Source organism: Pseudoalteromonas piscicida (assembly GCF_000238315.3).
Taxonomy (GTDB): domain Bacteria; phylum Pseudomonadota; class Gammaproteobacteria; order Enterobacterales; family Alteromonadaceae; genus Pseudoalteromonas; species Pseudoalteromonas piscicida.
On record NZ_CP011925.1, the window covers coordinates 814,700 to 833,559 of the forward strand.

Consider the following 18,860-nt stretch of genomic DNA (forward strand, 5'->3'; position numbering starts at 1 on the left):
CACAAAAAACCAACGCTGAAACTTACGGCAGAGAAAACTGCTCCAACAACTGGGAAAAATAAACCCCGCTTAAAAAAGCGGGGTTTATCATCAATCTGAAGCGCCCTGAGGCGCTTATTGATATAGATTGCCTAAATTTTGGCTTTTATTTGCGTGAACTGTGCTTTTTACACTGGTTTTAATTTCACCATATAGTTGAGACAAGTCTACTTTTGCACTATTGCCCCCATACAACGAGCTTTGCAGTGTTTGTACTTGTGCTCGCAATGAGCTGGGTTGAAGTGCGAGCCATTGTGTCATGGTGATATTTTGTTGTTTGGTGTAGCGCAGTAGCGCTTGATAAAAGCCCGCTGGGTTATCTTGCTTAACCGCTTCTGCAAACGAAATAAAAGGAGCTGGATTTTCATTAGTGACCGTATTTACTACTGAGTTTGTGGCCGGTTTTGCTCTTAGACGCCATATTAGTAATGTTATTAACCATAATGCGTATCCAAAAGCGGCGAGTCCCCACATCCATTGCGGGATAACTTGCTCTGTGATCACGTTGGTTTGCGTAGCCGTTGATGGATTTACGCTTGGACTTGAAAGCGGCTGCGGGATTGGAGCGGTCTGTGGTAAGGCTGGCTGATTTGGGTCATGAATCACGCCGACAGACTTACTTGGTAATGTCGCAAACTCTTCACGTTTAGTGATGGTGTTAAACCAAGGTAGTTTTACTTCGGGCAGAGTAAAATCTCCGGCAAGTTGCGGTAGGTAAGCAAATGAAATGGTTAACTGTGAGATGACTTTACCATCTCGGGTAATTTGCTTACGCTCTGATGCGTCTGGATAGATTCTAAAGCCATTAACGTCTTCAAGCTGAATGTCAGGAAGCTGCTCTTTAGTAACACCAACTGCAGTGAGTGTTAGTGTTCGCGTGATGGGCGTCCCAACCATAAACTCGGTATCTTTGGGCTGCCATTCTTCAGAAAAATTCAAATATTCACTGGGTAGCCAGTTATCAGCAGCGTTAGCTGGGATTGGAGATACTGAAAAGTCAATGGTATTGCCAACCGCAGAAGTCGCCATTCTACGATAGCCATCTCTGATCTGGCCGTTGAAGATCGGCGGCTCTATGCTGAAGTCACCACTTTTTTGTGGTTGGATCATATATTCGCGAGTGAGCACCATGTAGCGTCGACCGTCAATAACTTCGTATTCTTCATTGGCTTTGCCCAATTGTGTGAAATTAGCACCATCTGAGATTGGGGCACTTAGTTGGCCATCTAGTAGTTCTTTTCCTACATAGAGCTTAACGGTATAAAGTGCAGCCTGTTGAACATAGAGATTTTTTGTCTTGAGTTCGGTTTTTACGAATATATCTTCACTTTGCTGCTCATCATCACGAGCGACAACTTTGATTGCAATCGGCTGGGTCGTTTCACCATCTACTTCTAACGCAGGAATGGTGTAAGTACCCGGCGTGCGAGCAACGAGCTGCATTTGCCAGGTAGTGGAGCTTGAAACGCTACCATTAATGATACTGGTTCTTGAGCTGGTATTCACCGGGCTGGTGATAAAGTCGTTACTAAGCACAGAAACATCAGGAATGGTGCCTTTGACTTTGCCCTCAGCGATAATCGACAACGTGAAATATTCACCTGCGAGCACCGGGTTTTTGTCTACGCTGGCTGTGAGATTATCCAAAGCCAACGATGTTTGGCTTAATATCAACAAAGACAGAAAAAATAGAATGCGTTTTACCATGATTTTTCAGCTCCTCTTGGTAGACGTCTTTGTTTGCGTTGTTGTGCTTCTAGTTGCATTTTATTTCTCAATAATATGGCCGGATCATCAGGCACTTTTCTAAGCAGTTGATTAAGCTGTTGCGCTTTCTCAATTTCTTCGGGGGTAAGTGGCCGACTATCTTGCATCATTGCTGCCTGTGCCTTTTCTTCATCCTGCGGTGATTGCTCGGGATCGGGCATAGGTGCGGCTTGTGCTTGCTGTTGTTTTTGCTCTTGAGTTTGTTCGTCAGCTGCTTGCTGGTCTTGGCGGGCAGCATCTAGCTCTGGCTCGTTGTTGTTTTGTTTTGACCCACTTCCTGCTTGTGGATTCTGTTGGTCTTGCTGACCTTGTTGGTCTTGCTGACCTTGTTGGTCCTGCTGACCTTGCTGGTCCTGCTGACCTTGTTGGTCTTGCTGACCTTGTTGGTCTTGCTGACCTTGTTGGTCCTGCTGACCTTGTTGGTCCTGCTGACCTTGTTGGTCTTGCTGACCTTGTTGGTCCTGCTGTGCTGACCTTGTGGTCTTGCTGACCTTGTTGGTCTTGCTGACCTTGTTGGTCTTGCTGACCTTGTTGGTCTTGCTGACCTTGTTGGTCTTGCTGACCTTGTTGGTCTTGCTGCTCTTGCTGATCCTTTAACGCTTCGACTAACGCTTTATTATCCTTCGCTTGCGTAAACTCAGGATCTAAGGACAAGGCTTTTTCGTAGGCAGAAATTGCGTCGTCTAACTTACCAAGCAGTGCTAGCGCATTGCCTAAATTGTATTGGCCTTCTGCTGAGCTTGTTTGTTCGAGTGTTTTTACCGCTCCTTCGTAATCTCCGGCTTTATAAAGGGCTGCACCTCTTAGTACCGGATTATCGGCAAGCGCTGCTTCATCGAACGCTTCATTTTGGTAGGCCTGCAGCGCGTTTTGGTCGCTATTTTTAAACCACTGTGTCCATTCATTCGCCAGTGCTTTTTGCTGCGGCAACATCGCAAAAACAACCAAAGCACTGAGCATAACTGCGTGATTTCGAACCAATAGCAGTGCAAGTGGGATAAGTACAATCAGCAGATACATTCCCGCATCTACTCGCCACTTAGCACTTTCTTGGTCGCGTTTAAGCACCGATGTATTTGCACCCAAATTAGGTTTAAATGTCTCTATGTCACTGCTGTCAGCAGTATAGCTGGCAAATTTTCCACCTTTTACTCTAGCCAGTTTTTCAAGTCGAGTCGGGAATAACTTTGGCACGACTATCTGACCATATTGGTCTTTTAAAAAGCCGCCTTCAGGTAATTTGATTGGTGCGCCTTGCGCCGTACCTAAGGCATAGATACTCAGCTTAAATGGGCTGTCAGAAAGAAGCTTTTGTACATCTTCTGCGTCTTCTTGTTCAAGTCCATCGGTTACCAAAATAATGTCACCATAGGTTGCACTTGCACCTGTTAACAAGCTAACGGCTTCTTCGATGCCTGCATATACGTTAGAGCCTTTTGAGGGCATGATCTCTGGACGAAGGCTCGGGATCAAATTCTCAAGAGTGGTGACATCCGTTGTGAGTGGTGACACGGTAAAAGCATCGCCTGCATAGGCAACTAAACCCGTTTCGCCTTCTTTAAAGAGCTTGAGCATGTCTAAAGTCTTAAATCTCGCTTGTGTTAAACGGTTTGGCGCGAGATCGGTTGAGTACATAGAATAAGACATATCCAGCACTAACACTCTAGGTGCCTGAGTTTTAAAAACCGGTACTTCTTGTTTTTCGATACTTGGCCCTGCAACCGCAATAATGGCCAACAAAAAGAACACAATACCAAGCCAAGAGTTACTTTGTTTTTGGTGTTTTTGACCATCGGCTCCCATCACCACCTTCATCAGGTGCGGTGCGATAAGTTGCGCTGATTTTTGATTGAACTTTTTAGACCATTGCAATGCACTGTATATCACCCAAGGAATAAGCAACCAAAGCAGATATGGGCGAATAAATTCAAATTCCATCATATATTTACCCTCTTAATTTTGTTCTTAGTACAACACTGAGCTGAGCCACAAAAAGCAAGCCGAGTATCGCGAGGAGAGGAATATAAAACAGTGAAATCTTAGGACGGAAAGTCTGTGTTTCATCACTTATCGGCTCTAGCTCATCGAGCATAGCGTAGATCTGTTGTAGGCCTTCCACATCTTTTGCGCGAAAATATTGCCCACCAGTTTCTTTGGCGATATGTTGCAACGTTTTCTCGTCGATACTACTACCAGCCATAGAATTAAAACCAAATAAACCAAAACCGCGTCTACCATCAGAGCCAACACCAACAGTATAAATCTTTATGCCCTCTTCTCGGGCTAAGATCAGTGCTTCTTCAGGTTGAAGGTTGCCCGCGGTGTTTTGACCATCGGTCAGCAAAATCAAGATTTTGTTACTTTGTTCACGTTCACCAAAACGCTTTACCGACAAACCAATAGCATCGCCAATCGCTGTGGCGCGTCCAACTAAACCAATTTGTGCCTCACTAAGCATTTGGCTAACCGTCGCTAAATCTCGGGTGAGTGGCGTTTGCAAAAACGCGGTGTCACCAAAAAGAATAAGTCCCAGACGATCTCCTTGGCGCGCTTCGATAAAGTCGCTAACAACGGCTTTGACGACAGACAATCTGTCCACTAAGCGACCTTGGTATTCCATATCTTGCTCTGTCATTGAAGCCGACAAGTCAACAGCAAGCATAATATCGCGTCCCTCATTTGGCACAACGATTGGGTCGTCAAGCCAAGTTGGGTTCGCCGCTGCTGTTACCAGTAACAGCCAGATGAGTGTTTCCACTAGGCTTACTTTTGCGCGCTTATTGAGTTGAGTTGTGCTCGCGAGTTGTAACTTTGCGGCACTTGGCATACGAATATTGATGTTGGTCTGCGCGATACTCGGTTTAAACTTCGCAATTAGCCAAGGCAGAGGTAACAATAGAAAAGCAAGGGGCCAACTAAACTCAAACATCGAGACGCTCCTTCACTTTGAAGGTATTAATCGCACGACATAGTTTATCGCTGAGTGCGGGGTCTTGAGTCGGCGCATATAACGAGTCGAGCTCTTGCTGAGTGAGTTCAACGCGTGTGAGTCTTGCTTGCAGCGTTAACCATTCTTGGCCCGATCTACTCGCAGCGGTATCACCATAATAATGTTTTACTAAACGTTTGAGTATGATGTGTAATGCTTGGGCATTATCCTGCAAATGACTCAGTTTTACGGCTTCCTTTTTTGCCTTTAAAAATTGCTGGCGACGATACAATAGCCAACACATAACCCCAAATATTGTGAGTAGAACACAAATGGCTCCCCACATTGGATAAGAAAGTGGCCACCAGCTTACGCTTTGAGGGATGACCACGTCATTAAGCTGGTCGAGTGGATTGACTTGCATTTAACCCCTCATGATTTGTAATTCGATTGGTAATGACGCATCGTACTTTTGTAACGACATACCAGAGCGCTTAAGTAGCGCTAATCTTCGATTGAAAAAGTCAGACGCATTTTGCGAGAATTTGTCTCTAAATTGCTGGTCCATCAAGGGCAATGTCCAGTTTTGCTCACCCGCTGAGACCTCAATCGCTTGACTGTATTCAGGCAGATAATGCTCAAAAGGATCGCTTATCATACAACCAATTACTTCGTTATGGCGAGTGGCACGCTCTAGCAATTTAAAGCTTTCATCATTCAACTCCGTAAAGTCAGAAAGGAGATAAATCAGGCTGCCGGGTTTGGCTAGATGCACAAGTCGTTTTAAATTCTCATTGAAACGATCCCCCGAGGGTTGGGTCTCTTTTTGAATTAATGCTTGTTCGTGTAGGGCACAAAACTGATGAGCTAGCGCAAGCACTCCACGGTCGCGAGCAATCGGTTTTAGCTCGTGGTGATTGCTGTCATTAAATACCACACCACCAACACGGTCGCCGCGTTGGCATGCAGCCCAAGACACCAAAATGCCTAAGTGCGCCGCAAGCACCGACTTGAGTAACAGCTTTGAACCAAATAGCATGCTTGAGGAAAAGTCACAAAATACAAAAACGGGACGTTCTTTCTCTTCTTGAAAGAGTTTCGTGTGTGCTTCACCGGTACGCGCGGTAACGCGCCAGTCAATCGCACGAATATCATCACCATATTGGTATTGTCTGACTTCAGCGAACTCCATACCCCGACCTTTATGCGGTGCAAGGTATTGTCCTGATTGAGCACTTTTCACTTTTCCTCTCGGTTTGAGCGAAAGTAAATGCGCTTTGGACTTATAAAAAAAGTAGCTCTTTCAGGCCGAGTTCGACACCATTACTGTGGCTTTCATTAAACCAGCTGGCTGAATTAAACTGCTTGATGTCGTTCATAGTATTATGGAACAGCAACCAATTCTAAAATCTTACTGATCACCTGATCTTTGGTGATCCCATCCGCCTGTGCTTCATAACTCAGCACGATACGGTGGCGTAGCACGTTATGCACCACAGCTTGAATATCTTCTGGTGTGACAAAGTCTCTGCCTTGTAGCCACGCATGAGCACGAGAACATTTATCAAGCGCAATTGTAGCTCGAGGACTCGCGCCATAATCAATCCAGCTTGCAAGCGTTGCATCAAAGCGTTGTGGCTGTCTGGTCGCAATAATCAATTGCACAAGATATTGCTCTAGTGGCTCAGCAAGATGCATGCTTAGTACGGTTTTACGGGCCTCAAATAGGGTTGCTTGACTAATCGGTGTGAAGGTTGCTTGGTACTCCTCTAACGCCTCGCCACGAGTGAGGCGCAAAATATCAACCTCGGTTTCTGCATCCGGATAATCGATATTCAGATGGAGTAAAAAGCGGTCGAGTTGCGCTTCAGGTAACGGATATGTACCTTCTTGCTCAAGCGGGTTTTGTGTCGCCATTACCATAAATAGCTCAGGCAATGGATACGTTGTTTTGCCAACGGTTATTTGGCGCTCAGCCATTGCTTCTAGTAGCGCTGATTGCACTTTGGCTGGCGCTCGGTTGATTTCGTCGGCCAAAATCAAATGATGAAAAAGCGGCCCTTTCTCAAACACAAATTCGTTGGTTTGTTGGCGATAGATATCTGTTCCAGTCACATCAGAAGGTAATAAGTCAGGGGTAAACTGGACGCGTTGGAAACTGCCTTCAATACCTTTAGCTAGTGCATTTACCGCACGGGTCTTAGCAAGACCTGGAGGGCCTTCAACCAATAAGTGTCCATCTGCTAAAAGTGCGATAAGCAAGGATTCGGTCAGTGCACTTTGTCCTAAAATTTGGGTATCTAAATATTCTTTTAGTTGAGAAAACTCGTTTACTGCCATGAGACTGCCTTTTAAGCCGACAAAAATAAAAATAGTTATATGGACGCTGAATGAATAATCAAGTTGATTAGACTCATAATTTTAGAAAAGTTCATAAATTTTAAATAACAATTTCAAATACTTTGAGATTGCTTGAAAAAGCATCTAAAGTTGGTTTTCACGGTTTAAAAAGCAGCCATTTCGTGCTTTGCTATTGGCAACTTCGATTTGGTTGTTTAGAATCGGAGGAAATTAACAGGTCAGACCTGTCAGCGGGAGAGTAAAATTCATGTCTGAACAAAACATACTAAAAACATCAAAAGGCGACCGAATCGCTATCGTGAGCGGCCTGCGTACGCCATTCGCAAAGCAAGCTACCGCTTTTCACCACGTTCCAGCCCTAGATTTAGGCAAAATCGTCGTCAACGAAATGCTTGAGCGTTTGAACTTCGATCGTAAAGAAATCGACCAACTGGTATTCGGCCAAGTTGTACAAATGCCGGAAGCACCAAACATTGCGCGTGAAATCGTGCTTGGCACTGGCATGCCAGTTTCGGTTGACGCTTACTCTGTATCACGTGCATGCGCAACCAGTTTCCAAGCGATTGCTAACGTTGCAGAGAGTATTATTTCAGGCCAAGTGAGTGTCGGTGTTGCTGGTGGTGCGGATTCTTCATCAGTGTTACCGATTGGCGTGAGCAAAAAGCTTGCAGGTAGCCTTGTTGACTTGAACAAAGCACGTACGCTTAAGCAGCGTTTACAGATTTTCTCAAAGCTAAGACTCAAAGACTTACTGCCAGTGCCACCTGCAGTTGCGGAATATTCGACTGGCTTATCAATGGGGCAAACCGCTGAGCAAATGGCTAAGACTCACGGGATCAGCCGTGCAGATCAAGATGCGATGGCGCACCGCTCACATACCTTAGCTGCAAAAGCATGGTCGGAAGGCTTATTAAACAATGAAGTGATGGCTGCCCATGTTGAGCCATACAAAAGCTTTATTGATAAAGATAATAACATCCGTGAAAACTCCTCATTGGAAAGCTACGCCAAGTTAAAGCCTGTATTTGACAGACAGCACGGCTCAGTAACAGCAGCAAATGCAACGCCACTGACCGATGGTGCAGCGGCAGTATTAATGATGAGCGAAAGCAAAGCCAAAGCGCTTGGCTACGATATCTTAGGTTATGTGCGTAGTTTTGCCTTCTCTGCAATCGGCGTACACGAAGATATGTTGATGGGTCCTGCACATTCAACACCTATAGCACTTGACCGAGCGGGTATTACACTTGCTGATCTTGACCTGATAGAAATGCATGAAGCTTTCGCAGCGCAAGCGCTGTCCAATATGAAAATGTTTGGCTCAGACAAATTCGCGCAAGAAAAACTTGGTCGCAGTAAAGCAATTGGCGAAATCGACATGGATAAGTTTAACGTGCTTGGTGGCTCACTTGCATATGGTCACCCATTCGCAGCAACCGGCGCACGCTTGATCACGCAAAGCCTACATGAGCTTAAGCGCCGCGGCGGTGGTCTTGCATTGACAACTGCCTGCGCTGCAGGTGGTCTTGGAGCAGCATTCGTATTGGAGAGCGCATAATGTCAGTATTTTCTTATGAATTAAACGACCATAAAGTCGCCATCGTCACCATCGACGTACCGGGCGAAAAGATGAACACCCTACGTGATACATTTGCTGATGAATTATTAGAGATCATCGCAAAGAGTAAGCAAGACGACGTAACAGGTATGGTTTTTATCAGTGGTAAAGACGATAACTTTATCGCTGGTGCAGACATTAAAATGCTGGATAGCGCTAAAACCCGCGAAGATGCGTTAGCGATTTCGGAAATGTGTCATAAAACCTTCTTTAAATTGGCTGATTTACCATTCCCGACCGTTGCCGCGATCCACGGTGTAGCGCTGGGTGGCGGCTTGGAGTTTGCGCTGGCTTGTGATTACCGTGTGTGTACTGAAGACAGCAAGACGAAACTGGGTCTTCCAGAAGTACAGCTTGGTCTATTGCCAGGTGGTGGCGGTACACAGCGTCTACCGAAATTAGTTGGTATTCAAAAAGCACTTGAATGGATGCTAACTGGTAAACAAGTTCGACCTAAGCAAGCGAAAAAAGCGGGCCTAGTTGACGATTCCGTACCGCACAGTATTTTACTCGACGTAGCGGTGAAGCTTGCTAGAAAAGGTAAGCCTAAGCCTCGCAAACCGAATTTAGACAAAATTAGCCAATTGCTAGAGTCTAACCCGTTCGGACGCAATATCATTTTCAAAAAAGCGCAAGAAAATGTTGAGAAGAAAACAGGTGGTCACTATCCCGCGCCGCTCGCTATCATCAAAGCGGTACGTGCATCTGTAGAGCTAGACAAGCTTAAAGGTTATAAAACCGAAGCCGAGGGTTTTGCTGATTTAGTGATGTCTGAAGTATCGCGCTCGCTACGTGGGATTTTCTTTGCGACAACGGAAATGAAAAAGGATTTCCAAGGTGAAGATCTTGCTCCTGTGAAGCGTGTTGCAGTGCTAGGTGGTGGCTTAATGGGCGCAGGTATTACCCATGTTAGTGCGGTTAAAGCAGGCACTCCGGTACGTATTAAAGATGTTGCGCATCAGGGCATTAGCAACGCATTAAATTACAGCTATAAGATCCTAACTCAACGCCAAAAGCGTCGTATTATTTCAAAGGCAGAGATGCAGTCAACTTTGAATATGATCACGGGGACAACAGATTACTCTGGTTTTAAACACACAGACATGGTGATTGAAGCCGTATTTGAAGACTTAGACCTTAAACAGTCGATGGTGGCGGATATTGAACGCGAATGTAGTGAGAGTACGATATTTGCAAGTAATACGTCATCATTACCAATCGGCCAAATCGCGGCAAAAGCGACGCGTCCTGAAAACGTAATTGGTTTGCATTATTTCTCACCTGTAGAAAAAATGCCGCTGGTGGAGATCATTCCGCACGAGACCACCAGTGATGAGGTTATTGCGCGCACTGTGGCTTTTGCTCGTAAGCAAGGGAAAACACCAATCGTCGTAAAAGACAAAGCTGGTTTTTACGTAAACCGTATTCTGGCACCTTATGTTAACGAAGCGGTAAATCTTTTGCTTGCTGGTGAGCCGATAGAGAAAATCGATCAAGCTTTGGTTGAGTTTGGTTTCCCTGTTGGTCCTCTTGCGCTTCTTGATGAAGTCGGTGTAGACATTGGCTCTAAGATTGCGCCAATTCTAGAAAAAGAATTAGGTACTCGCTTTAAGGCGCCGGATGCTTTTGCACGTATGATAGATAGCAAACGCCTAGGTCGTAAATCTGGTCGTGGTTTCTATGCCTATGAAGGTAAAAAAGGCAAGCAAGTGGACGAGTCAGTTTATGAGTTACTCGGTGTCACGCCTTCTCCTAAGTTGAATAAACAAGAAATTGCGAACCGCTGCGTTGCACAGATGCTCAATGAGGCTGCGCGCTGTCTTGACGAAGGTATTATTCGTAATGCAAGAGATGGTGATATTGGTGCTATTTTTGGCATTGGTTTCCCTCCATTCTTGGGCGGTCCATTTAGCTATATGGACAAAAAAGGCGCCAATAAGGTGTGTTCAGAGCTATCAACATACGCTGCTGACAACCCTGTATTTACACCTGCGGAGCCGCTACTTGCAATGGCCGAAGAAGGCAAAGCTTATTACGAGTAACGATGCTTAATACTCGCTTAAAAATATCCTATCTGTAAGCCGCTGTAATGCGGCTTTTTTCTTTCTCTGGTCTAGACTTAATAGCTGTAATGGTATGTAACTTTTGTATCATCGACATGGATTCTACAGCACCTAGACGGCCTCTAATTTCTTCTTTTTACTGCACACTAGGATTTGCTGAATTTAGACAGCAGAGTATATGAATAAACGTATTTTTTTGCAGATCAGTGGCTTAGTTATTTTTACTATTTTGGTGAGTGGTGGCCTATTTTATTGGTCCACCTTGTTAAACCACTCCATTTCTTCATTTCATCAGTCATGGCAATCAGAAACTGAAGTTGCAATTAAACGTGCTGAACTGCTAGCTGAACTGGAGCGTAGCTTTGGTTATAACGGCTTTATTCATCACTTCAAAAATTATGTACTACGCCAAGACGAGATTTATTACGAACAGGCTTTAGCTGATGTTGAAGCGACCAAAGCGACAATCCTAAAATTGCAAAGTACGGCGCTTAGCAGCCAAGAGACAAAGGCATTAGCCGCTATTCAACACACCTTTGATGAATATACACAAATGCTTGCGCTTGCTAAATCAAAATTCACATCGAGAAGATTGAGTTCTGAGGTTGTGGATCGCTTAGTGAAAGTAGATGACACGGACGCAGAAGCTGCATTTAATTATTTGCGTAAGTCGATTGGTGAGAAGTTTGAGCTTGCAAAGCAAAACCAATCGGTAAAGCTTGCTCAAACCCAAGAGTTGAGTAACACCGGTATATTGTTGCTGCTACCAATAGTCTTGTTGTTTGCTTGCTTAAACATCTTTACGCTCATTTTTGTGGTTAAACTTATCAACGAAAAGCGAAAGCTATTCAACTCTACTCCTGATGCCATTTTATATTGTGATAAAGACGGTAGGCTTACAGAGGTCAATAAGGCCTGTACAGATTTATTTGGGTATCAGCCTCAAGAGCTATTAGGTATGCAAGTTGAAGACCTCATTCCAGAGCGGTATATAAGTAAACATGTTGTGGACAGAGAGAAGTTCCAAGGCACGTCTACCATGCGTAGGGTGACGCATGATGGTCTAAAAATTGTAGGGAGGCACCAATCAGGTGTGGAGATCCCAGTGGATATCGCGTTATCTACGGTGTCCGTCTCTAAAAATGATGTTTTTATTGCGGTGATCCGAGATTTACGTCAAGAACAAGAATTGAAGAACCGGGCTGAACTGGATTTCTTAACCCAGGTTATGAATCGCAGAAAGATTGAAGCGCTGTTGAAAGAAGAAGTACAGCGGGCCATACGCTATCATCGAGCGCTTTCGCTACTGGTAATCGATGTTGATCATTTTAAACAATTAAATGACACTGCAGGACATCAAGATGGTGATAATGCATTGAAAGAAGTTGGGCAATTCTTAAGAGAGCAGGCACGACCAAGCGACCATATTGGACGATGGGGCGGTGATGAATTTGTAATTATCTGCCCCGAGACTAGACCGGATGCCGCGCTTAATTTTGCACAACGGCTGGTGCATGAATTTACTCGTTTCACCAGCTTTGGACTGACATTTAGCATTGGCGTCGCGGGGTATGAGCTTATTGGTGAAAGCTTTAATCACAAACGATGTTTTGAAGAAGCTGATTTAGCCCTCTATGAGTCGAAAAAGTCAGGTCGAGATCGTGCTTCGCTTTATATCGCGCCACGCAGTTCTCTTGACAAAAAGGCGTAGTCTAAAACGAGATCTTTTACTTTGGCCGTTAAAAACCTTACAATTTGCGCCCAGTTTAGACTTGTGGCGGATGTTGATGCATAAAATAGAAGACCTCATTGCTGTTTTTAATGGGTTATTCCTGCACACGCTTAACACGGAGCTGGTAGTGGGCGACGATGAGCCTATCTATCTACCTGCAAATGAATCATACCCTCATCACCGCATTATTTTTGCTCATGGCTTTTATGCCAGTGCTTTGCATGAAGTTGCACATTGGCTCGTTGCGGGTGAAGCACGTCGGCAACTCGAAGATTACGGCTACTGGTATTGTCCCGATGGACGAGATAAGGCGCAGCAGCTCGAATTTGAAAAAGTGGAAGTGAAACCACAAGCGATTGAGTGGGTGTTAAGTGTCGCGGCTGGTTTTTCATTTAATGTTTCCGTTGATAACCTCAATGGTGAACAAACTTGCCGTTTCAGCTTTCAACAACGAGTGCATCAGCAAGTGCTAGCTTTATTAGAAAGTGGATTTAATACCAGAACGACTCAACTACTCAACGCATTAAGCAATTTTTATAATACACCTTGGCCGTTACGCCAGCAGCAATTTAACTGGGATATCCCGACAGAGCTAAGCATGGAGTTTGACGATGCAATTTAAGCTTGGACTTATCATCAATCCTTTAGCTGGGCTTGGTGGGAGCGTTGCACTAAAAGGTAGCGATGGTGCAGAAACAGCTCAACAAGCATTGGCGTTAGGTGCAGAGCCTCGCGCTAATCAGCGAGCAAAAACGGCTTTAACGCAACTGCTTCCACATCAACAAAACATCGCAATATTTACCGTTAACGGTGAGATGGGGGAGCGTACGGCAAAAGAGCTAGGTTTTAACACCCAAGTGATTTATCAAACTCAAAGCACGGTAACTCGTCCTGAAGATACCGAGACCGCAGCGCAAATGATGCAACAGCTCGGTGTCGATTTGATTTTGTTTGCTGGTGGCGATGGCACTGCCCGTAACATTTGCCACGCGGTGGGTGATTCATGTCCTGTACTTGGGATCCCTGCTGGGTGCAAAATTCATAGCGGCGTATACGCGATAACGCCAAAAGCAGCAGGTAGAGTCGTTGAACTTTTGGTTACCGGAGAGCTCGTCTCTATTGGCGAAGCCGATGTGATGGACATTGATGAAGCTGCATTTCGTGAAGGGACTGTACGCGCTAAGCGATTTGGTGAAATGCAAGTGCCGACCGAGCTGAGATATGTGCAAGCGGTGAAAAATGGTGGCAAAGAAAGCGATGAGCTGGTGTTGGCAGATATCGCCGCCTATGTGGTTGCCGAAATGGAAGAAGACGAAACCTACATTATGGGATCTGGTTCGACCGTTGCAGCAGTGATGGAAGAGATGGGACTTGATAATACACTTCTTGGTGTTGATGTGGTAAGGGACCAAGCGCTGATCGCGCAAGATCAAACCGCGCAGCAATTGTTGTCGCTTGCTGATGACAAAACAAAGCTAGTGATCACATTAATTGGTGGGCAAGGACACATTTTTGGCCGCGGTAATCAGCAGCTAAGCCCTAACCTCATCAAAAAAATCGGTAAAGATAATATTATCCTTATCGCCACAAAATCGAAATTAAAGGCCTTAAATGGTCGTCCTTTAATTGCTGATACCGGTGACGAACAACTTGACGAGTCCTTAGCTGGATTTATTAAAGTGATCACTGGATTCAATGACCATGTGATGTACGCCATAGGCCATCAAGAATAATTTAGGAATAAATATGTCTTTAGTAGAATATGTAGAGAAAGCGCAGCAGTTTTTTGATGAGCTTGTTGATAGAGCGAGCGATGATGAACTATTTGCTGGCGGCTATTTACGCGGTCACTTTGACTTAGCGGTAGGCTATGCGCAAGTAGAGGAAGCAGATCTTTCGATTGATGAGTTAAATGCCAAAGTTGAGAGCAGCTTGGTAAAAGCATACCGAAATGGAGAGCTAAATGACGATGATAAAGCGCACGTAGTTTCTATTTGGGAGCAGGTGCAAAATCTAAAATAAATGCACCTCGCTCGAGTGTAGCAGATGCTAGGGCCTGTTGACCTTTGCTGTTTGATTTTTGTTCTCCTTAGTGTGTTTTGGTAGCGACGCTCGACTTGCCGCCTAGTAATCTAGGCAAAAGTTGAGCAACAATGAACAAAGCGCACTCAGGTGAACCCAAAGGGCAGCGCTTGATTAGCATTTCTACTGTGTTATCGCCTGACTCACATAGAATAACTATGCTACGCAGGCTCTGCCTTGTATAAATACCAATCAAACTGCTGCAAAAACAAACTTGAAAGATAAACAGGCCCTAGAAGTCTAATTTGCATCTGCTACTCAGCCTCTTTTGGCCTTACATCAAAAATCGCCAATAGATGAATAACAGTGCAAAGCCCACTAAATAAACCAGCCCCAGTCCCGTTAAAATCTTGGTGTACATGGGTTGACGGCGATAGATCTCACCTTTCACTAATCCTAAATTCATCCAAGCAAAGATGGGAGTAGTGACAAACGCTGAGCTCATGGCAAACATCAGCATGCTCTTTAAGTCGGCTTTAAAAAACAGCACTACGGCCATACCAAGCGCTGCTTGTAGCAATAGAATGAGCGTGTAACTCTTTTTCGTTGTGTTAGGGCGTAACAGCTGAAGCGATTCACTAAGCACTCGGGAGTAGCCGTCTAACACCGTGATCGTTGTTCCAAACATACATAAAAATGCGACGCCTGCAATTAGCCATCTGGCCCATTCGCCAATCGTATTGGCATACATATCAATGAGCTGCTGTGAGAACGCAACACCTGCGAGTTCAACAGGCTTATCTTGACCATATTGCATGAGCATACCGAGCAAACAAAAAACGACCGCAAGACCCAGCGTAACAAAATATCCCACCTTGAAATCCAGTAGGATCTGGCTACTTGTTAGCGGTTGTTTAGCCATCTTCGTTTTTAGCCAAGAGGAATTAATGGCAGAAATCTCGATTGGTGCAGGCATCCAACCCATTAAAGCAACTAAAAACCCCAGTAGTGCGATGTCGTAGGGGGAAACCGGATCAATGGGGGCTGGATGGGCCGGTCCATTATTAACTGCAATAGCAAGTGCCATAACCGTGGAAATGGTCAAAATTATCATTACCCATTTGCTAGTCACATCGAGTATTTTGTAATGCCCAACCAATAAGATTGCCAAGCAGCTAGCCAAAAGTATAAAGCTTAACAATTCAATATTTATTGGAAATGGCAGCGAGTAGCTCAAGAGACTTGCTGTAAGTAATAGCACACCCGCGGTATTTACAATGGCTGCGAAAATATTGAGTAGCACAAAAACCTTAAATCCGAAGCGGTAATGTGCATGATAGCCTTCGACGACAGTGTGCTTAGAGTGACTTGTGTACTCTACTGCATATTTGAAAAAGGGATATTTGAGCAAATTAACGGCAACAATTAGCCAGATCAATTGACCACCAAATAGTGCCCCAGCCTGAGTTGACGAAACGAGATGTGAACCACCGATAGCAGCAGTTGCCATTAATATTCCAGGCCCAAAGATGGCAAACTTGCCTTTAAGAGATAGCAGCGCTGGCAATGTAAATTCCTTAAGTCATTGTTATTTTAATTTTGCTGCCAGTCTACGAAGTTTTAAGAATTGCCGCAATACTGTCGTTGAGTCGCATTTCAAAGATGGTGTTGAGTGTGAGGTAACTAGTCGCTTACTCCATCTTGCTCTAAAAAGTATTCATCTAGGTCTTCTTTGATGTCTTGGTAATCATCTTCATCTAAATTTAAAACCTTCAATACATCTGCTTTCATTAAGTGCCAATCAGGCGCGGCAACAAAACGTTTATTGATATGTACAAAATTTTCAGCCATTTTTAGAGCAGCGAAAGCTAATTTCTGCTCGTCGTCTTTACAGTTTCCCAAAAACTCAGGGTCATGATGGCATAAAATCATCTGACAAATACTTTGTGGCAAATTCCAGGAAGCTGCGAGGAAGTAGCCGATAATAGCATGATTGGTCTCGTACTTTTCTTCTTCGTGCTCGATTAACAGCTTGTCATAATCTTTGTTAGCGGCAATGAGCGTTTCCATATAATCGGGGTAATTTACCGCCATAGCGGCAATCCCTGCGTCATGAAATAAGCCTAGTAAGTGCAAGTTTTCGATAGGAACACGCGATTTAAGTTTATTACCAATCACCATAATGCTATCTGCGATGTCTGAAGCGTTATCCCAAAACCGCTCCAAACTGATACAACATTTACGTTGGCCAAAGGTTTGTTTGAGCAAAAAGCCGGTCACAAGCTTACTAATAGAGTCTAGACCTAGAAAGACGACAGCCTGTTTTACATCAGTTACCGTTCTTGCCAAACCGTACAGTGGGGAATTGATGATTTTTAGCACCGCGGCTGAGGTGCTGACATCATGAGCGATGATAGAAGCGATGTCGTTCAGGTCTGGATCCGGTGCAGCAAGTGCTGCTTGCAACTCGCTTATCAGCGCGGGCTTCGGTGGTAAATTAAAACCATGTTTGACGTCAGCTAACACTTTGTCGTCTAGATCTATCATCTAAAAATCCTTAATTTCAGACATATAAAAAGCATAGCGTAAATTCTTTATTGAACACTGACTTGAGACAAAAAAATACCAAGTCGACTACTAATTCGGCAAAGTGTCTCGTCAATAGGCACGTTTTCTTGCTTAACATGTAAATATTAAGTTATGGTTAAGCAATTTTTTTCTTAGGGCAATGGTATGCACGAAACACAACAAGCGAACTCGCAAAACTCTGCGATCACCCGTTTTTTAAACGGGATAGAGCGGGTGGGGAATAAACTTCCTGATCCTGCAATCATTTTCTTATCAGCAATGTTGCTGATTTGGCTACTATCTTGGTTATTTTCAGGCGTAGAATTTAGCGCTATTGATCCAAGAACCAATCAGGCGATTGTCGTTCACAATTTATTAGACCCAAATGCGCTTGCCGGATTTATGGCAACGATGGTAAAAACCTTCACGGGATTTGCACCATTAGGCGTGGTGCTAGTTGCTATGCTAGGTGTGGGTGTTGCCGAACATTCTGGCTATATTAATACTGGCCTTAAAATCATGCTTAAACGCACGCCTCAAGCACTACTAACTCCTTCTATTATTCTTATCGCAATTGTAAGCCACACGGCGACAGATGCTGGATACGTGTTAGTTATTCCGCTTGCCGGTGTTATTTTCTATGCGATGGGAAGACATCCTCTTGCGGGTATTGCTGCGGCATTTGCTGGCGTAAGCGGCGGATTTAGCGCGAACTTTATTCCTTCAGGTATCGATCCGTTGCTACAAAGCTTTACCCAAAGTGCAGCGCAGATCATCGATCCAGAAATCGCGATTAACCCACTAAACAACTGGTTTTTCACCTCAGCATCGAGCTTATTCATTATTTTATTAGGTTGGTATATCACTGATAAAATCATAGAGCCAAGGCTAAAAGCGACAGAAATTGACGGCGATACAGAGAGCTTGCCTTCGTTTGATGAGATCACAAGCAAAGAAAAAAAGGGCTTTGTGGTGGCGTCTATTGTGATGTTAGCAGGTATTGCATTATTGGTTTATGCATCAAGCGGTGAAGATTCAGCACTACGCAGCCCGTCGGGCGCTTTAACTGATTTTAGTGCGCCGTTAATGCAATCAATTGTACCACTTATCTTCCTGCTGTTTTGGATCCCTGGTGCGGTATACGGTTTCGTTGTCGGTACGTTTAAAACCTCAAAGGACATGATTGATGCCATGACTAAAGCCATGAATAGCATGTCTTACTACATTGTTATGGCGTTTTTCTGTGCACTTTTCATCAGTGCCTTCAGCCATTCAAATTTGGGTGCACTGCTTGCCATTGAAGGGGCTCAAGTATTAAAAGCATTGGCGCTGCCAAGCTATGTTACTGTAGTTGGTATTATCTTCTTGACCGCATTTGTAAACTTATTTGTAGGGTCAAGCTCTGCGAAGTGGGCATTGCTGGGGCCGATTTTTGTTCCGATGTTAATGCAATTGGGCATTTCACCTGATTTAACACAAGCGGCTTATCGTGTTGGTGATTCTGGCTCAAATATAATCACTCCGCTTATGCCTTACTTCCCGCTGGTTGTGGTTTATTGCCAGAAATACGTTAAGTCGACAGGAATAGGTACATTGATAGCGATGATGTTGCCTTACTCAATTGCCTTTTTGATTGGTTGGAGCATCTTCTTATTGATCTACTGGATGCTTGGTATTCCACTAGGTCTACAAGCAAGTTATGCATATCCAGCTGGTATGTAATTTGAGGTTTAGTAAAAAAAAGCGCTGTTTGAAATGACA

15 protein-coding genes and 1 pseudogene are annotated in these 18,860 nt (G+C 44.4%); 7 read left to right on the forward strand and 9 right to left on the reverse strand.

All coding sequences use genetic code 11. The features are described 5' to 3' along the window. Positions 1–114: 114 nt before the first annotated feature. The 7 genes and pseudogenes from PPIS_RS23015 to PPIS_RS23040 form a co-directional block, all read right to left on the reverse strand. Positions 115–1,746: a BatD family protein gene (locus PPIS_RS23015; RefSeq protein WP_010377715.1), complete on the reverse strand. Its 1,632-nt coding sequence runs from the start codon at positions 1,744–1,746 to the stop codon at positions 115–117. Beyond that, positions 1,740–1,967: a hypothetical protein gene (locus PPIS_RS25545; protein ID WP_249031261.1), complete on the reverse strand. Its 228-nt coding sequence runs from the start codon at positions 1,965–1,967 to the stop codon at positions 1,740–1,742. The genes PPIS_RS23015 and PPIS_RS25545 overlap by 7 nt, the downstream gene beginning before the upstream one ends. Positions 1,968–2,013: 46 nt before the next feature. Beyond that, complete coding sequence (locus tag PPIS_RS23020; RefSeq protein WP_249031262.1) at positions 2,014–3,747, reverse strand: VWA domain-containing protein; 1,734 nt, start codon at positions 3,745–3,747, stop codon at positions 2,014–2,016. 4 nt (positions 3,748–3,751) lie between these two features. Then, positions 3,752–4,735: a vWA domain-containing protein gene (locus PPIS_RS23025; RefSeq protein ID WP_010377716.1), complete on the reverse strand. Its 984-nt coding sequence runs from the start codon at positions 4,733–4,735 to the stop codon at positions 3,752–3,754. Further along, positions 4,728–5,159: a DUF4381 domain-containing protein gene (locus PPIS_RS23030; protein WP_010377718.1), complete on the reverse strand. Its 432-nt coding sequence runs from the start codon at positions 5,157–5,159 to the stop codon at positions 4,728–4,730. Before PPIS_RS23030 ends, PPIS_RS23025 begins: the two co-directional genes overlap by 8 nt. Beyond that, a pseudogene (locus PPIS_RS23035) lies at positions 5,160–6,114 on the reverse strand (DUF58 domain-containing protein). It lies immediately after the preceding gene. A 4-nt stretch (positions 6,115–6,118) separates the two neighbouring features. Beyond that, positions 6,119–7,075 (reverse strand): AAA family ATPase, encoded by a 957-nt coding sequence (locus PPIS_RS23040; RefSeq protein WP_010377722.1) that lies wholly within the window; start codon positions 7,073–7,075, stop codon positions 6,119–6,121. Positions 7,076–7,343: 268 nt separating this feature from the next. Between PPIS_RS23040 and fadI the strand changes: the two genes are divergently transcribed. From fadI to PPIS_RS23070, 6 genes are all read left to right on the forward strand, one after another. Continuing rightward, entirely contained in the window at positions 7,344–8,654 is a 1,311-nt protein-coding gene (gene fadI, locus PPIS_RS23045) for an acetyl-CoA C-acyltransferase FadI (RefSeq protein ID WP_010377724.1), read from the forward strand. After that, entirely contained in the window at positions 8,654–10,756 is a 2,103-nt protein-coding gene (gene fadJ, locus PPIS_RS23050; RefSeq protein WP_010377726.1) for a fatty acid oxidation complex subunit alpha FadJ, read from the forward strand. The genes fadI and fadJ overlap by 1 nt, the downstream gene beginning before the upstream one ends. A gap of 199 nt (positions 10,757–10,955) precedes the next feature. Further along, positions 10,956–12,488 carry a sensor domain-containing diguanylate cyclase gene (locus PPIS_RS23055; RefSeq protein ID WP_010377729.1) on the forward strand — a complete coding sequence of 511 codons (1,533 nt, stop codon included), beginning with the start codon at positions 10,956–10,958 and terminating at the stop codon, positions 12,486–12,488. A gap of 76 nt (positions 12,489–12,564) precedes the next feature. Next, complete coding sequence (locus PPIS_RS23060) at positions 12,565–13,131, forward strand: elongation factor P hydroxylase (protein ID WP_010377731.1); 567 nt, start codon at positions 12,565–12,567, stop codon at positions 13,129–13,131. Continuing rightward, positions 13,121–14,242, forward strand: coding sequence for an ATP-NAD kinase family protein (locus PPIS_RS23065; RefSeq protein WP_010377733.1), 1,122 nt, complete (start codon positions 13,121–13,123; stop codon positions 14,240–14,242). Before PPIS_RS23060 ends, PPIS_RS23065 begins: the two co-directional genes overlap by 11 nt. 13 nt (positions 14,243–14,255) lie before the next feature. After that, positions 14,256–14,531: a YfcL family protein gene (locus PPIS_RS23070; RefSeq protein ID WP_010377735.1), complete on the forward strand. Its 276-nt coding sequence runs from the start codon at positions 14,256–14,258 to the stop codon at positions 14,529–14,531. A gap of 334 nt (positions 14,532–14,865) precedes the next feature. Here PPIS_RS23070 and PPIS_RS23075 read toward each other — a convergent pair whose 3' ends face one another. Next, complete coding sequence (locus PPIS_RS23075) at positions 14,866–16,098, reverse strand: NRAMP family divalent metal transporter (protein WP_010377736.1); 1,233 nt, start codon at positions 16,096–16,098, stop codon at positions 14,866–14,868. A 116-nt stretch (positions 16,099–16,214) separates the two neighbouring features. Beyond that, entirely contained in the window at positions 16,215–17,078 is an 864-nt protein-coding gene (locus tag PPIS_RS23080; RefSeq protein WP_010377738.1) for an HDOD domain-containing protein, read from the reverse strand. 186 nt (positions 17,079–17,264) lie between these two features. On the opposite strand from PPIS_RS23080, the gene PPIS_RS23085 reads away from it, so the two are divergent. Then, on the forward strand, positions 17,265–18,821 hold the full coding sequence (locus tag PPIS_RS23085; RefSeq protein ID WP_010377739.1) for an AbgT family transporter: 1,557 nt from the start codon (positions 17,265–17,267) through the stop codon (positions 18,819–18,821). Positions 18,822–18,860: the final 39 nt, after the last annotated feature.

Bases quoted from the DNA above. Each gene is read 5' to 3' on its own strand.
- PPIS_RS23015 (WP_010377715.1), bottom strand. From the start codon at position 1,746: ATGGTAAAACGCATTCTATTTTTTCTGTCTTTGTTGATATTAAGCCAA.
- PPIS_RS25545 (WP_249031261.1), bottom strand. From the start codon at position 1,967: ATGCCCGATCCCGAGCAATCACCGCAGGATGAAGAAAAGGCACAGGCA.
- PPIS_RS23020 (WP_249031262.1), bottom strand. From the start codon at position 3,747: ATGATGGAATTTGAATTTATTCGCCCATATCTGCTTTGGTTGCTTATT.
- PPIS_RS23025 (WP_010377716.1), bottom strand. From the start codon at position 4,735: ATGTTTGAGTTTAGTTGGCCCCTTGCTTTTCTATTGTTACCTCTGCCT.
- PPIS_RS23030 (WP_010377718.1), bottom strand. From the start codon at position 5,159: ATGCAAGTCAATCCACTCGACCAGCTTAATGACGTGGTCATCCCTCAA.
- PPIS_RS23040 (WP_010377722.1), bottom strand. From the start codon at position 7,075: ATGGCAGTAAACGAGTTTTCTCAACTAAAAGAATATTTAGATACCCAA.
- fadI (WP_010377724.1), top strand. From the start codon at position 7,344: ATGTCTGAACAAAACATACTAAAAACATCAAAAGGCGACCGAATCGCT.
- fadJ (WP_010377726.1), top strand. From the start codon at position 8,654: ATGTCAGTATTTTCTTATGAATTAAACGACCATAAAGTCGCCATCGTC.
- PPIS_RS23055 (WP_010377729.1), top strand. From the start codon at position 10,956: ATGAATAAACGTATTTTTTTGCAGATCAGTGGCTTAGTTATTTTTACT.
- PPIS_RS23060 (WP_010377731.1), top strand. From the start codon at position 12,565: ATGCATAAAATAGAAGACCTCATTGCTGTTTTTAATGGGTTATTCCTG.
- PPIS_RS23065 (WP_010377733.1), top strand. From the start codon at position 13,121: ATGCAATTTAAGCTTGGACTTATCATCAATCCTTTAGCTGGGCTTGGT.
- PPIS_RS23070 (WP_010377735.1), top strand. From the start codon at position 14,256: ATGTCTTTAGTAGAATATGTAGAGAAAGCGCAGCAGTTTTTTGATGAG.
- PPIS_RS23080 (WP_010377738.1), bottom strand. From the start codon at position 17,078: ATGATAGATCTAGACGACAAAGTGTTAGCTGACGTCAAACATGGTTTT.
- PPIS_RS23085 (WP_010377739.1), top strand. From the start codon at position 17,265: ATGCACGAAACACAACAAGCGAACTCGCAAAACTCTGCGATCACCCGT.